At 69.5% G+C, this 14,699-nt stretch carries 14 protein-coding genes; 6 read left to right on the plus strand and 8 right to left on the minus strand.

Annotated features, from left to right (window positions below; all coding sequences use genetic code 11):
• The first annotated feature begins 275 nt into the window (after positions 1–275).
• The gene (locus tag CR470_RS03295; protein WP_003966375.1) at positions 276–689 is read left to right on the plus strand and encodes an anti-sigma regulatory factor; all 414 of its coding nucleotides are present in this window, start codon (positions 276–278) and stop codon (positions 687–689) included.
• Positions 686–1,642, plus strand: coding sequence for an RNA polymerase sigma factor SigF (locus CR470_RS03300; protein ID WP_373561385.1), 957 nt, complete (start codon positions 686–688; stop codon positions 1,640–1,642). The genes CR470_RS03295 and CR470_RS03300 overlap by 4 nt, the downstream gene beginning before the upstream one ends.
• A 67-nt stretch (positions 1,643–1,709) precedes the next feature.
• Here the strand turns inward: CR470_RS03300 and CR470_RS03305 are convergent, their stop codons facing one another.
• The gene (locus tag CR470_RS03305) at positions 1,710–2,159 is read right to left on the minus strand and encodes a hypothetical protein (RefSeq protein ID WP_097866071.1); all 450 of its coding nucleotides are present in this window, start codon (positions 2,157–2,159) and stop codon (positions 1,710–1,712) included.
• Between the two features lie 166 nt (positions 2,160–2,325).
• Here CR470_RS03305 and CR470_RS03310 point away from each other — a divergent pair, with 166 nt between their 5' ends.
• Positions 2,326–3,294, plus strand: a complete 969-nt coding sequence (locus CR470_RS03310) for a diacylglycerol/lipid kinase family protein (protein WP_097866072.1) — start codon at positions 2,326–2,328, stop codon at positions 3,292–3,294.
• 319 nt (positions 3,295–3,613) lie between these two features.
• Positions 3,614–3,871, plus strand: a complete 258-nt coding sequence (locus tag CR470_RS03315) for a WhiB family transcriptional regulator (protein WP_003953983.1) — start codon at positions 3,614–3,616, stop codon at positions 3,869–3,871.
• A 170-nt stretch (positions 3,872–4,041) separates the two neighbouring features.
• On the opposite strand, the gene CR470_RS03320 is transcribed toward CR470_RS03315, so the two are convergent.
• Together CR470_RS03320 and CR470_RS03330 are read right to left on the minus strand one after the other, a co-directional pair.
• Complete coding sequence (locus CR470_RS03320; protein ID WP_097866104.1) at positions 4,042–5,508, minus strand: sensor histidine kinase; 1,467 nt, start codon at positions 5,506–5,508, stop codon at positions 4,042–4,044.
• A gap of 522 nt (positions 5,509–6,030) precedes the next feature.
• Positions 6,031–7,113 (minus strand): SIS domain-containing protein, encoded by a 1,083-nt coding sequence (locus CR470_RS03330; protein WP_097866073.1) that lies wholly within the window; start codon positions 7,111–7,113, stop codon positions 6,031–6,033.
• Positions 7,114–7,336: 223 nt separating this feature from the next.
• On the opposite strand from CR470_RS03330, the gene nagB reads away from it, so the two are divergent.
• Positions 7,337–8,122, plus strand: coding sequence for a glucosamine-6-phosphate deaminase (gene nagB / locus CR470_RS03335; RefSeq protein WP_097866074.1), 786 nt, complete (start codon positions 7,337–7,339; stop codon positions 8,120–8,122).
• Positions 8,123–8,312: 190 nt separating this feature from the next.
• Here nagB and CR470_RS03340 read toward each other — a convergent pair whose 3' ends face one another.
• The 4 genes from CR470_RS03340 to CR470_RS03355 all read right to left on the minus strand — a co-directional run bounded on the left by CR470_RS03340 (position 8,313) and on the right by CR470_RS03355 (position 13,130).
• Entirely contained in the window at positions 8,313–9,842 is a 1,530-nt protein-coding gene (locus CR470_RS03340; RefSeq protein ID WP_097866075.1) for a glycoside hydrolase family 3 protein, read from the minus strand.
• Positions 9,843–9,851: 9 nt separating this feature from the next.
• Positions 9,852–10,712 carry a carbohydrate ABC transporter permease gene (locus CR470_RS03345; RefSeq protein ID WP_097866076.1) on the minus strand — a complete coding sequence of 287 codons (861 nt, stop codon included), beginning with the start codon at positions 10,710–10,712 and terminating at the stop codon, positions 9,852–9,854.
• Positions 10,709–11,716, minus strand: a complete 1,008-nt coding sequence (locus CR470_RS03350; protein WP_097866077.1) for a carbohydrate ABC transporter permease — start codon at positions 11,714–11,716, stop codon at positions 10,709–10,711. The genes CR470_RS03345 and CR470_RS03350 overlap by 4 nt, the downstream gene beginning before the upstream one ends.
• A 115-nt stretch (positions 11,717–11,831) precedes the next feature.
• Positions 11,832–13,130 carry a sugar ABC transporter substrate-binding protein gene (locus CR470_RS03355; RefSeq protein WP_097866078.1) on the minus strand — a complete coding sequence of 433 codons (1,299 nt, stop codon included), beginning with the start codon at positions 13,128–13,130 and terminating at the stop codon, positions 11,832–11,834.
• A 279-nt stretch (positions 13,131–13,409) separates the two neighbouring features.
• Here CR470_RS03355 and CR470_RS03360 point away from each other — a divergent pair, with 279 nt between their 5' ends.
• Complete coding sequence (locus CR470_RS03360; protein ID WP_097866079.1) at positions 13,410–14,174, plus strand: GntR family transcriptional regulator; 765 nt, start codon at positions 13,410–13,412, stop codon at positions 14,172–14,174.
• A gap of 90 nt (positions 14,175–14,264) precedes the next feature.
• Here the strand turns inward: CR470_RS03360 and CR470_RS41090 are convergent, their stop codons facing one another.
• Positions 14,265–14,546 (minus strand): aldo/keto reductase, encoded by a 282-nt coding sequence (locus CR470_RS41090; RefSeq protein ID WP_373561386.1) that lies wholly within the window; start codon positions 14,544–14,546, stop codon positions 14,265–14,267.
• Between the last annotated feature and the right edge of the window lie 153 nt (positions 14,547–14,699).

Here is a 14,699-nt window from a genome sequence, read left to right on the forward strand (position 1 = left end):
CGAGCGGCGGTGCCGGTGCTTCGAGGACGGTTCGATCGTCTGACGCCTGGGTACGTCAATGCGGCGCCGGTTCTTCGCAATTGGACGCCGCAGACCCCTAGCCACTGTGTGTACGCATAGGCTTACCATGAGTGACGGTTGGGGTATGGGGTCCGTACGACACGGCATCATGGATCCGATAACGTCGCCGAGCCGAAGAACCGTCGACGGACCGCATGGCTCCGGGCCACCCTTCCCGGAACCTCGAAAGAGTTTGTGCCACCTTGGAGGTGAGGGTGTCCCAGATCGCAGGCGAGCCCGGGAATCAGGACTTCGTAGAAGTCCGACTGCCCGCTGCGGGTGCCTACCTGTCGGTGCTGCGAACGGCCACGGCCGGTCTCGCAGCGCGTTTGGACTTCACTCTCGACGAGATCGAGGATCTTCGTATCGCGGTCGACGAGGCCTGCGCGATCCTGCTTCAGCAGGCCGTGCCGGGCTCCGTCCTCAGCTGCGTCTTCCGTCTCGTCGACGACTCCCTCGAAGTGACGGTGTCGGCGCCCACCACGGACGGCCGGGCGCCCGAGCGCGACACGTTCGCCTGGACGGTGCTCTCCGCACTGGCCGGAAAGGTCGACTCCACGGTCGCCGACGACCGTACGGTCAGCATCAGCCTCTACAAACAGCGCGGCGCGGGCCCCGGGCCGGCGTGAGCGACGGGAACGGGGACGGTCCTGTGCGGGACGAGACGATCCGATCCGGGGTGGTGCGCCCAGCAGGCATCCCGGAGCAGCCGGCCCGGCCGCATCCGGTGGACGGAGCGGACGGGGCCGAGAGCCTCGACGTCGCGGTGGAGCAGCAGTCGCAGGCAGAGCGGGCGGGCCAGATGAGCGAGCACGGGCACCACGATCCACACGACCGCAGCGGGGCCCGGGCCCTGTTCTTCGAGCTGCGGGAGCTGCCCGACGGTTCGGCGGAGAAGGCCGAGCTGCGCAACAGACTGGTGCGGATGCACCTGCCACTGGTGGAGCACCTGGCCCGCCGCTTCCGTAACCGCGGGGAGCCGCTGGACGATCTGACCCAGGTCGCCACGATCGGGCTGATCAAGTCCGTGGACCGGTTCGACCCGGACCGGGGCGTGGAGTTCTCGACGTACGCCACCCCCACCGTGGTCGGCGAGATCAAGCGCCACTTCCGGGACAAGGGCTGGGCGGTGCGGGTGCCGCGCCGCCTCCAGGAGCTGCGGCTGTCGCTGACCACGGCCACCGCGGAGCTCTCCCAGCAGCACGGCCGCTCGCCGACGGTGCACGAGCTGGCCGAGCGGCTGGGCATCTCCGAGGAGGAGGTGCTGGAGGGCCTGGAGTCGGCCAACGCGTACAGCACGCTCTCGCTGGACGTGCCGGACACGGACGACGAGTCGCCGGCGGTCGCGGACACGCTGGGCTCGGAGGACGAGGCGCTGGAGGGCGTGGAGTACCGGGAGTCGCTCAAGCCGCTCCTGGAGGACCTGCCGCCGCGCGAGAAGCGCATCCTGCTGCTGCGCTTCTTCGGGAACATGACCCAGTCGCAGATCGCCCAGGAGGTCGGCATCTCGCAGATGCACGTCTCACGGCTGCTGGCCCGCACCCTCGCGCAGCTGCGCGAGCGCCTGCTCGTCGAGGAGTAGGCGAAAAGGACGGGGCCGCCGGCCCGGAGGCTGTCGGGTGACCTCGGGCCGAGGTCACCCGACGGTCTCAGGCCTCCGGGGTCGCCCTCGGTCCCCGGCGGATGCCCAGGTCCTGGGTGGTCGCCGGCTTGAGGACGAGCACGAGGCCGGTGACGGCGACCACCGCCAGGACGATCCCGGTGGGGATCAGCGCGCCCTGCGAGCGCAGCAGCGTCCAGGCCACCGGCAGCGCCATGATCTGTGTGATCAGCGCGGGCCCCCGGCTCCAGCCGCGCAGCAGCAGCAGCCCGCGGGCGGCGATCAGCGGGATCGCGCCGAGCGCGACCAGCGTGATCCCGACCGTCTCCGCCTGCTGCGTGCTCTCCAGCTTCCCGAGCAGCCCCGTCACCAGCATGTAGACCCCGCCGAGGGCGAGCGCCAGGCCTTCGAGGGCGTTGAGCCCGGCGAGGACGGTGATCCTGGTCGGGCGCTCCGCTGCGGAGGGCGACGGCGTGGAGGGTGTCGCTTGAGTGCTCACGCCTTTCAGGTTGGCATCCCCGGGGCCCTGAAGTGAAGCCGGGGTACGGAGGAGCCTCCCCCGTTCGGGCGCACGGCCGGGGTGGCCGGTCACGTTCCGTCACCGGCCCGGAGCGCAGCGAACCGGGACTACAGCCCCGAACCGCCCGGTAGGTAGGCTGGCCGTCATGCGCGCACTCCTCGTGGTCAACCCAGCTGCTACCACCACCAGTGCCCGCACCCGTGACGTGCTCATCCACGCGCTGGCCAGCGAGATGAAGCTGGAGGCGGTGACCACCGAGTACCGGGGGCACGCTCGGGACCTGGGACGGCGGGCCGCGGACAGCGACGACATCGATCTGGTGGTCGCCCTCGGCGGCGACGGCACGGTCAACGAGGTGGTGAACGGGCTGCTGCACCGGGGCCCGGACGTGGACAGCCTCCCGAAGCTCGCCGTGGTCCCCGGCGGGTCCACCAATGTCTTCGCGCGCGCCCTGGGGCTGCCGAACGACGCGGTGGAGGCGACCGGCGCGATCCTGGACGCCCTGGAGAACCGGACCGAACGCACGGTCGGGCTCGGCCTGGCGGCCGGCACCCCCGGGACCGAGGACGAGTCCGTCCCCGAACGCTGGTTCACTTTCTGCGCCGGTCTCGGATTCGACGCCGGAGTCGTCGGCAGGGTCGAACAGAAGCGCGAGCGCGGGAAGCGTTCGACCCATGCCCTGTATGTGCGCCAGGTGGTGCGGCAGTTCCTGAACGAGGCCCACCGCAGACACGGGACGATCACGCTCGACGTGCCTGGCCAGGCCCCGGTGACCGACCTCGCGCTCTCCATAATCTGCAACACCGCACCCTGGACCTACCTGGGCAATCGCCCGGTCTACGCCTCACCGAAGGCCTCTTTCGACACCGCGCTGGACGTCCTCGGACTGAAGCGTCTGTCCACCCCGGCGGTGGCCCGTTACGGCACCCAGCTGCTCACTTCGAGCCCCGAGAAGGGGCCTCGCGGCAAGCACGCCGTTTCACAGCATGACCTCACGGACTTCACCTTGCATTCAAAGGTCCCACTGCCCTTCCAGATGGACGGCGACCACCTGGGACTGCGTACGAGCGTGACGTTCACAGGCGTACGTCGTGCACTGCGTGTGATTGTGTGAGTGGAAGGGCCTAAAGTCCTTTAACTCGAACGTTTGGACTGGGTCCCACCCCTAAGAAGTGCGCCTGTGACCTAGTCGACACCGAGGAATCAAAAAAAACTTTCCAGAAGGGGTTGTATCCGCCGCCGAGGTTTGCGAATCTCTACATGGCGATCGAGACGGCCCGCAACACCGGCCTCCACTGAGAGCCAGAACCCCTCCTCACCATCACAGACCACACCCAGTCCTTCTGGGGGTCGGCCCGTCATCTACGGGGGGATTCGTGAAAGCGTTCACATTCACAAGCAACAGCGTGTAATACCAAGGAGAGGTAGCAGCCATGGACTGGCGTCACAACGCCGTTTGTCGTGAGGAAGACCCTGAGCTTTTCTTCCCCATCGGCAACACCGGTCCTGCGCTGCTGCAGATCGAGGAAGCCAAGGCTGTCTGCCGCCGCTGCCCCGTCATGGAGCAGTGCCTGCAGTGGGCGCTCGAGTCCGGCCAGGACTCCGGCGTCTGGGGTGGCCTCAGCGAGGACGAGCGCCGCGCGATGAAGCGCCGTGCCGCTCGCAACCGGGCGCGCAACGCAAGCGCCTGAGCGAGAACCGCACCAAGCCTCAGCCCGGCGGCGCGTACAGAGCGTACGCACAGCCCCGCCTTCGAGTCGCAGCGCGCAGTACCCCGAAGCGCATCGCATCGTGAGCATCACGGAGCGGGCCCGGACCGTCACCACGGTCCGGGCCCGCTCTGCTGTGTGCTCGCGCTGTTTTACTTGTCGCCGCTGACCGGGAGGTCCAGCACCACCTGGGTGCCGCGTTCGGGCGCCGGGACCATACCGAACGTCCCGCCCAACTCGCCCTCGACCAGCGTCCGTACGATCTGGAGCCCGAGGTTTCCGGCCCGCTTCGGGTCGAACCCCTCGGGCAGTCCGCGCCCGTCGTCGGTGACGGTGATCAGCAGCCGCCCCTCGGTGGGCGATCCGCCACGCACGGCGGAGACCTCCACCGTCCCGTGGTCGGCCACGGCGAAGGCGTGCTCCAGGGCGTTCTGCAGAACCTCGGTCAGCACCATGGAGAGCGGGGTGGCGACCTCGGCGTCGAGGATGCCGAAGCGTCCGGTGCGCCGGCAGGTCACCTTGCCCGGGGAGATCTCCGAGACCATCGCGATGACCCGGTCGGCGATCTCGTCGAACTCGACCCGCTCGTCCAGATTCTGGGACAGCGTCTCATGGACGATGGCGATCGAACCGACGCGCCGGACCGCCTCGTTGAGCGCCTCGCGACCCTGCTCGGAATCCATCCGGCGGGCCTGGAGACGCAACAGGGCCGCCACCGTCTGGAGGTTGTTCTTCACCCGGTGGTGGATCTCCCGGATGGTCGCGTCCTTGGTGATCAACTCGCGTTCGCGGCGACGCAGTTCGGTGACGTCCCGGAGCAGGACCAGGGAGCCGATGCGGACGCCCTTGGGCTTGAGCGGGATGGCCCGCAGCTGGATCACCCCGCCCGCGCACTCGACCTCGAACTCACGGGGCGCGTAACCGCTGGCCACCTTGACCAGGGCCTCGTCCACCGGCCCCCGGGACGGGGCCAGTTCGGCGGTGGTGGTGCCGAGGTGGTGGCCGACCAGGTCGGAGGCGAGGCCGAGGCGGTGGTAGGCGGAGAGGCCGTTGGGGCTGGCGTACTGGACGATTCCGTCGGCGTCGAGCCGGATCAGGCCGTCGCCCACGCGCGGGGAGGCGTCCATGTCGACCTGCTGGCCGGGGAAGGGGAACGACCCGGCGGCGATCATCTGCGCCAGGTCGGAGGCGGACTGGAGGTAGGTGAGCTCCAGCCGGGAGGGGGTGCGCACGGTGAGCAGGTTGGTGTTGCGGGCGATGACGCCGAGCACCCGGCCCTCACGGCGTACGGGGATGGACTCGACCCGTACGGGCACCTCCTCGCGCCACTCCGGGTCGCCCTCGCGCACGATCCGGCCCTCGTCCAGGGCCGCGTCCAGCAGCGGGCGGCGGCCACGCGGCACCAGGTGGCCGACCATGTCGTCCTGGTAGGAGGTGGGCCCGGTGTTGGGGCGCATCTGGGCGACGGAGACGTACCGCGTGCCGTCGCGGGTGGGGACCCACAGCACGAGGTCGGCGAAGGACAGGTCGGAGAGCAGTTGCCACTCCGAGACCAGCAGATGGAGCCACTCGAGGTCGGTGTCGCTCAGAGCGGTGTGCTGGCGGACGAGGTCGTTCATGGAGGGCACGGGTGGAGCGTACCTGGGGTTACCGGAGGCGTTCGAACCGATCGGCGTGGTGGGCCGTGCCATGGGTACGACGATGGGCGGGCGCGGACCCCCGCCCGAGAATCTCGTGCACATGGATGGACACGGGCAATTGGTCTAGTCCACAATGTTCATCACGACCTCCGCTCTCCCCGCACAGGAGAGCGGACCGAGGCTCCGGCACTCTCTGCCCTGACTGCGCCGGTGCCTCCAGTGGCCGGAGGCACCGCACACCGCCGGCCAGGCAGGGCCTGCCTTTTGGAACAGGCCGGATCAGCGAGCGGGTTCCGGTGCGTGCAGCTGCAAGGCGGAGGAGGGAGTCGACGCGGAGCGTCGGCGACCGACGACAACGCCGCAGATGCGCGTGCCGGACCCCGCGAGCCCGGCCGGTTCCGAAAGGCAGGCCCGCAGCTCCGGGCTGCGGTGCCGGATGGGCTGAGGGTCCCATCCCGGCGCCGCGGCCCGCGGGTGTTCCCGGGGCCGTTCCTCGGGCCCTCAGCGGGTCTCGGTGACCTTGGCCAGGGCGCGGGGCGCGTCCGGATCCTGTCCCCGCGCGATCGTCACCTCGTACGCCAGCAGCTGCAGCGGCAGGATCTCCAGGATCGGCTGCAACTCCTCCGGGACGCCCGCCGTGGGCAGCGAGAAGCCGGCCGAGGCCGCCTCCACCTGGGCCTTGGGGCCGACCACGAAGAGGTCCGCGCCGCGTCCGCGCAGCCGGTCCAGCACCGGCTGGAGGGCCTCGCCGCCCCGGCCGTCGGTGACCACGGCGATCACCGGGGAGATGTTGTCGACCATCGCCAGCGGCCCGTGCAGCAGATCCGCGCCGGAGTAGGAGAGAGCGGGGATGTAGCTGGTCTCCATCAGCTTCAGGGCCGCTTCCTTGGCCGTCGGGTAACCGTAGCCGCGGGACGTGATCACCATGCGCTCGGCGAAGCGGTAGCGCGAGGCCAGCGCCTTGACCTCGGCCCGGCGGCCGAGGATCGCGCCCGCGAGGTCGGGCAGGCCCGCGGCGGCCGTCGTGCCGTCGTTGCCGCCCAGCCCCTCCACGAAGAGGTAGAGGGAGAGCAGGGAGGCGGTGTACGTCTTGGTGGCCGGGAGTGCCTTCTCCGGGCCGGCCAGGATGTCGATGTGGTACTCGGAGACCGCCGCCAGCGCGGAGTCCGGGTTGTTGGTGACGGCGAGGGTGACGGCCCCGGCCTCCCGGGCGGCCCTCGTGGAGGCCACCAGGTCCGGCGAGCCGCCCGACTGGCTGACGGTGACCACCAGGACGTCCCGCAGGTCCGGGCGGGCGCCGTAGGCCGTCGTGGTGGACATCGAGGCCAGTCCGCAGGGCAGTCCGAGCCGGATCTCCAGCAGGTACTTGGCGTACAGCGCCGCGTTGTCCGACGTACCCCGGGCGGTGAGCAGCACGAACCGGGGCTTCCGGGCGGCGATCTCGGCGGCGACCTCACGGATGCGGGGCGCGCCCTGTTCGAGGATGCGGCGCAGCATCGCGGGCTGCTCGGCCATCTCGCCGGACATGATGCGGCCGGGCTCGTCGCCCTGGCCGCCCGGGTCGGCCGGAGGGGTGGCGGACATGTGGGGGCCTCCTGCGCTGTCGGCGTACGGGACGGCGCGTGCGGGGGTACGACGATCCGCGCCGTTCCGGACCAGTCGACCAGGCAATGCCGTGCGCCGCCAGCGGGCCGGGGCGTGCGCGCCGATGGGCGGACTGTTCACCGTACGGCTGCTCGATTCTGCTAAATTGGGAACTTGATTGGTCTATACCACATCCTCCCCTAGTCAGATCGGCAGGCACAGCGTGGAAGTTGTCATCGTCCCGGACGCCACGGCAGGCGGCGAACTGATCGCGGAGGCCATCGCCGCGCTGATCGGCCGCAAGCCCGACGCCCTGCTCGGCGTTGCCACCGGCTCGACCCCGCTGCCCATCTACCGCGCGCTCGCGGCGAAGGTCGCCTCCGGTGCGGTCGACGCGTCGCGCGCCCGGATCTGCCAGCTCGACGAGTACGTCGGGCTGCCCGCGGGCCACCCGGAGTCGTACCGCTCCGTGGTGCTGCGCGAGGTCATCGAGCCGCTCGGACTCTCCGAGGCCTCCTTCATGGGCCCCGACGGGTCGGCCGAGGACGTCCAGGCGGCCTGCGAGGCCTACGACCGGGCGCTGGCCGAGGCCGGCGGCGTCGACCTCCAGCTCCTGGGCATCGGCACGGACGGGCACATCGGCTTCAACGAGCCGTGCTCCTCGCTCGCCTCCCGTACCCGGATCAAGACGCTGACGCAGCAGACCCGGATCGACAACGCGCGCTTCTTCGACGACGACATCGAGCAGGTGCCGCACCACGTGATCACGCAGGGCATCGGGACGATCCTGGACTCCCGCCACCCGATCCTGCTGGCCACCGGTGAGGGCAAGGCGGAGGCCGTCGCCCAGACGGTGGAGGGGCCCATCGCCTCGATCGTGCCGGCCTCGGCGCTCCAGCTGCATCCGCACGCGACGGTGGTCGTGGACGAGGCGGCGGCGTCGAAGCTGAAGCTGGCGGACTACTTCCGCGCCACGTATGCGGCGAAGCCGGGGTGGCAGGGGCTGTAGGCCTCGCCCCGTGCACGGCTGAGGGCCGGGACGCCTGTCGGTGTCCCGGCCCTTTGCCGTACGGTGCCGCTCATCCGGCGTGAGGCGTCCTCGATCGCCGGACGGGGAGATGTGGCGGCCTGAGGCCTGGCCCGCGGGCCCGTCCGACGTGAGGTCCTCTCCTCGAACGCCGGACGGGCTTGAAAGTGGGTCAGGCCTTCGTGCCCGTGATCGCTTCCGCTGCCGCCAGGCCGCAGACGCGGGCCGCGCCGTGGGTGGCGATGTGCAGCGAGCCCCGCGGGGCCGACTGGGGCAGGCCCATCTCGACCACGATCGTGTCCGGGCGGGCCGCCAGCAGCGCGTCGAGCGCGGCGCCCATCCAGGCGTGCCGGTGCTCGTCGCGGACGACGGCGACGATGCGCCGCTCCCCCGCCGCCGCCAGGATCGCGTCCGCCGGAGCGGTTGCCTGGTCGGTGTAGGTGTCCGTGCCGGTGCCGGGCAGGATCCTGTCCAGCTCGGCGGCGATGCCCCACGGGGTCTCGTCGCCGACCGCGATGTTCGCCACCGCGCTGAACGAGGCGACGTACGCCGCCCCGGTCAGCCGGTCGCCGGAGCCGGTCACGCGGACCGCGCGGCGGGCGGCGGTCAGACCGATGTCGGAGCTGACTCCGGTGCCGGGCGCGGTCCCCTCCTGCACTGCCGCGCCCGACTCCCGGATGTCCCCCCGGACCCTCTGCGTCCAGGACGCCAGGGCTCGTACACGGGCGGCCGCGTCGGCGAGCCGCTCCTCGGTCAGTTCCCCGTCGCGCACGGCCGCGACGAGGGCGTCGCGCAGCCGCAGCACCGTCTCCTCGTCGGCCAGGCCGCCGCCCACACAGATGGCGTCGGCGCCCGCCGCGAGGGCGAGGACGGACCCGCGCTCGATGCCGTACGTACCGGCGATGGCGTCCATCTCCACCGCGTCGGTGACGATCAGGCCGTCGTAGCCCATTTCCTGGCGCAGCAGACCGGTGAGGATCTGCGGGCTCAGGGTCGCCGGACGGTCCGGGTCGAGCGCGGGAAGCAGGATATGCGCGCTCATCACCGATTTGGAACCCGCGGCGATGGCCGCCCGGAAGGGCACCAGCTCACGGGCGTGCAGGGTGTCGAGGTCCACATCGATGCGGGGCATCGCCAGGTGCGAGTCGACCGCGGTGTCGCCGTGCCCGGGGAAGTGCTTGGTGCAGGCGGCGACGCCGGCGGCCTGGAGCCCCTCGATGTACGCGGCGGTGTGCCGGGCGGCCAGGCGGGTGTCGGCGCCGAAGGAGCGCACACCGATGACCGGGTTGCCCGGGTTGGAGTTGACGTCGGCGGACGGCGCCCAGTTGAGGTTGACGCCGCACTCGGCGAGCCGGCGGCCGAGCTCCTGGGCGACGGCCCGGGTGAGGTGGACGTCGTCCACCGAGCCGAGGGCGAAGTTGCCGGGGAAGGAGGACCCGTGCGTGACCTCCAGGCGGGTCACGTCGCCGCCCTCCTCGTCGATGGCGACGAGGACGTCGTCCCGCTCGGAGCGCAGTCGCTCGGTGAGCGCGGTGAGCTGGTCGGGCGAGGTGATGTTGCGGCCGAACAGCCCGACGGAGGCCAGGCCCTCACCGACTCGGCGCAGCAGCCAGTCCGGTGCGGTGGTGCCGGTGAACCCGGGCTGGAGCACGGCGAGCGCGTCGCGCGTCACGGTGTCCGTGGTGGAAACGAGGGTGGTCATGGGCCCGCACTATCCCTTCACAGCGCCGGAAGTGAGGCCTGCGGCCATCTTCTTCTGAATGATCATGAAGAACACGACGACGGGGATGGCGATCATGGTCGACGCCGCCATGAGGGCGCCGTAGTCCGTTCCGCGCTCGGTCGTGAAGGTCATCAGCCATACGTTCAGCGTGTACTTGGAGTTGTCGTTGATCAGGATGTACGCGAAGAGGTACTCGTTCCACGCGTTCACCAGGGCGAAGATCGACGCGGCGGCGAGCCCGGGGGCGAGCAGCGGGAAGATCACCCGGCGGAAGGCCTGGAAGCGGGTGCACCCGTCCACCATCGCGGACTCCTCCAGCTCCACCGGGATGTTCACGACGAAGCCGCGGATCATGATGGTGGCGAAGGGCAGCGTGGAGACCAGGTAGACGACGATCAGGCCCCAGTACTCGTCGATCCCGCCCATCGCGTTGAGCTGGGCGTAGATCGGGATGAGCATCGCCGTCGGCGGCAGCATCTGGACCAGGATCATGATCAGGACCAGGGCCTTGCGGCCGAAGAACCGGAACCGGCCGATCGCCAGGGCCGCCAGGGTCGCGATGATCATGCCGCCGACCACCGCGGTGACCGCGACGATCAGGCTGGACTGGATGGCGGTGCCGAAGTTCGGCTGCTCGGTGGCCCGGACGAAGTTGTCGAAGGTGATCGACGTGGGCCACAGCGTCTGGTCGTAGCTGCGGATCTCCCGGTTGGGCCGCAGGGCGCTGATGACCAGCCAGTAGACCGGGAAGACCATGACCAGGGCGATGCCGAGGCCGAGGAGGTCGAAGTGCAGTCGGCTCTTCTTGCGGTCGGGCCGCAGCACCTGTGTCTGGGTCGAGCTGCTCATTCGACCTCTCCCGTCTTCATGAGCTGGCGCAGGTAGTACACGGCCACGCCGGACAGCAGCAGCACCGTGATCAGGGCGATCGCGGTGCCCTGGCTGAAGGAGGTGGACTCGAACGCCTTGGAGTAGGAGTAGAGGCCGAGGGTCTCGTACTCCGGCTCGGGCTTGTTGCCGCGCAGCAGCCAGATCTGGCCGAAGACGTTGAAGTCCCAGATCACCGAGAGAGTGGCGACCATGGTGAAGACCGGCTTGATGACCGGCCAGGTGACGAACTTGTAGATGCCGTAGGCGCTGGCGCCGTCGAGGGCGGCGGCCTCCTCCAGCTCCTGGGGGACCTGGGTGAGGGCGGCGTACAGGGTGACGACGACGAACGGGATGGCGCCCCAGACGACCAGGAGGGTGATGATGCCGAAGCCCTGGACCGGGTTGAGGTACCAGTTGTGTCCGAGCCAGTCCTCGCCGACGACCTTGGCGATCAGGGTGTTGATCAGGCCGTAGTCGGAGTCGGCCATGAACCGGAAGATCGAGGCGGCCACCATCAGCGGCATCGACCAGGCGGCGATGAGGCAGGCGGTGAGCACCAGCCGGACCCAGGTGGAGAGCTTGCGCATCAGCAGGGCGACCAGCAGCCCGATCCCCATGGTCAGCGTGACGCAGATGACCATGAAGACGACGGTACGGAAGGTGACCCACCAGAACTCGGAGTCTCCGAGGATGTTGGTGAACTGCTCGAAGCCGACCCAGGGGGCCGGCTCTCCGGACCACAGCTCACGGCGGCCCATGTCCTGGAAGGACATGATGACCGTCTTGCCGAGCGGGTAGAGGTAGACGGCGGCGATCGCCACGATCGCCGGGAGGATCAGGAGGTAGGGGAGGAGTTCCCCCTTCTTCCGCTTCCTCTTCTGTACCCGGGGCGCGTCGTCGTGGGAGGACGACTTCCCGGTCGCCTGCGGGTCGGGTGGTACGGGGACCGGCGGCCCGGCGGCCTTGGTATCAGCGGCAGACACGTGGCTGACCTTCCATCGCGGGTCCGGGGCGGGCCCCGGAATTCACGGCGTTCACTTGCGGGAAAGGAACGGGGGCCCGGCGCTGGCGCCGGGCCCCCGCCTGGCGATCGGAAGGTCAGGATTCCTTGTTGATCAGCGCGTTGATCTTCTCGTCGGCCTTCTTGGTGGCGTCGGCGACGGAGGTGCCCTTGACGATCTCCAGGAGCATGTTCTGGAGGATCTCCTCCTTCTCCACGGAGGCCCAGCCCGGCGCGATCGGCGTGAACCAGGCGTCCGGCACCGCGTTGGCGATGGCGGCGGTCTCCGGCTTCGCCTTCAGCGGCTCAAGCTGCTTCTCGTTGTTGGGGAGGATGTTCTTCGACGCGAGGACCTCCATGGACTTCGCGTTGGTGAAGAGGGAGATCCACTCCTCGCCGAGGTCCTGGACCTTGGACTTGGAGATCGTGGCGAGGTCCGAGCCGCCGATGAAGGACGGGAGGGCCTTGCCCTCGGGGCCGGGCATACCGGCCGTGGCGATCTTGCCCTCGAGCTTCGGGTTGCCGTTCTCACCCGTGGTGACGCTGCCGGCCTCCCAGGCCTGGCCGTAGATGACCGCGGCCTTCTCGTTGGCCATGACGTTGGCGTGGTCCTGCTCGTCCTTCGTCACGTCGGCCTTGTTGTACTTCTTGACCAGGTCGACGAAGTGCTGGATGCCCTTCTGGGCCTCCGGGCTGGACAGGGCGGCCTTCCACTCCTTGCTGCCCTCGTCGTACGACGCTATCTCGCCCCCGTAGGCGGCGACGTAGGACATCGCGGCGTACCAGTAGCGGCCCGGGAAGTAGAGGGAGGAGGCGCGCTTGTCCTTCTTGCCCAGCTCGGCGGAGACCTTGTCCATCGCGGCGAGGAACTCGTCCTCGGTCTGCGGGAGGACGTCGCTGCCGGTGCCGGCCTTCAGCATGTCCTTGTTGTACACGGCCAGACGGGCGCTGGCGTAGTAAGGAACGCAGTACGTCTTGCCCTCGAAGGAACACGTGTCCTTCAGACCCTTGATCCAGGTGTCCGAGTTCTCGTACTTCTTGGGGTCGATTTCTCCGAGCGCACCATTGAGGATGTACTGCATGGTCTCGGTATTGCCGAGTTCCACGACGTCCGGGAATTTGTCGCCACCGAGGGAGGTGTCCAGCTTCTTGACCTTGTCGGCCCACTGCTGGTACTGAACCTTGACCTTGACGCCCGGGTACTTCTTGTTGAACTCGGCGTTGACGTCCTTGACCAGCTCCGGCCAGGTGGACTGGGCCTCGCCCATGAGCCAGACGGTCAGGGTTTCCTTGCGGTCCTTCGGGGCCGCGGACGACTTCGAGTCGTCCGATCCACACGCCGCGACCGAAACCAACATGCCCGCGACACCGATAGCCGCGATGAGCTTGCGCTTCACGTCAAACCCTCCTCAGGGATGCTGCAACCCCACCCACCGCGAAGACATTCGACGAGTTCTGCTGGGGCTGGACCTGGTCTTTAATGGTTTAGACCAGTACCGGGAGCTTGGCCTAGACCTTTAGGGGTGTCAAGGGTGTATAAGAAGTGCACTCGCGTCCGTTATAGGACCGACACCTAAGGGAGGGCGACGACCCGTGACCGGACCGTGCCACCATGTGAGCCGCGACAGACGGAGGAGCCGGTGACGGCAGCAACACAGCAGTCGGGAAGGCGGGCCATGGGCGCCGACGGGGGCAGTACGGGGAGCGAGACCGGTGCCGGTACGCGCACAGCGCGCGTACCGAAGTACTACCGGCTCAAGCGGCATCTCCTCGACATGACGGACACCCTGCCGCCCGGCACCCCGGTGCCGCCCGAACGCACCCTGGCGGCCGAATTCGACACCTCGCGCACCACCGTGCGCCAGGCGCTCCAGGAACTGGTCGTCGAGGGCCGGCTGGAACGCATCCAGGGCAAGGGCACCTTCGTGGCCAAGCCGAAGGTCTCCCAGGCCCTCCAGCTCACCTCGTACACCGAGGACATGCGTGCCCAGGGACTGGAGCCGACGTCCCAACTGCTGGACATCGGCTATGTGACGGCGGACGACACGCTCGCCGGTCTGCTGGAGATCTCGACGGGCGGCCGGGTGCTGCGCATCGAGCGGCTGCGGCTCGCCAGCGGAGAGCCGATGGCCATCGAGACCACGCACCTTTCGGCCAAACGCTTCCCGGCGCTGCGCCGTTCGCTGGTGAAGTACACCTCGCTCTACACCGCGCTCGCCGAGGTGTACGACGTGCGCCTCGCCGAGGCGGAGGAGACCATCGAGACCTCACTCGCCACCCCGCGCGAGGCGGGGCTGCTGGGCACCGACGTGGGACTGCCGATGCTCATGCTGTCGCGCCATTCGGTGGACGGCCAGGGCGAACCGGTGGAGTGGGTGCGCTCGGTGTACCGGGGCGACCGCTACAAGTTCGTGGCCCGCCTGAAGCGGCCGACGGACTGAGCACCACCACGAACGGCGCGGTACGCACAGGGCGGTGGCCCGGGGACGAGCTCCCCGGGCCACCGCACGTTTTCGGTCACGCGGGGCGCGTCAGCGCAGTTCGGGGTCGGTCTCGATGACGCTGTACGGGTACGGGAGTCTCTGGTCGCTCGCCTCGGTCAGCAGGGCGGCGCCGGCCGGGTCGAGGTCCAGGTCCGCCGCGCCCAGGTTGGTCTCCAGCTGCTCAAGAGTGCGGGCGCCCACGATGGGGGCGGTGACGCCGGGCCGGCCGAGCAGCCAGGCGAGGGCCGGCACCGGCACCGCGAGGCCGGTGCGTCCGGCGACCTCGTGCAGGGCGTCCAGGCCGCCTTCGGCCCATGCCGGGGGCGGCACAACCGTGCCCCGGTCCGTCCCGTTCCGGATGAACCGAACCGGCCCCACACCCGTGTCCCGTTGCGGAACACCACCGTTGCCGGACCGCAATGCGGACAGGGGGTGACGCTGGGCGGACGCGTCCCTTAGATTTCCTGCCCACTGCACCGGTGA

Source organism: Streptomyces sp. rh34, assembly GCF_002551245.1.
Taxonomy (GTDB): Bacteria; Actinomycetota; Actinomycetes; order Streptomycetales; family Streptomycetaceae; genus Streptomyces.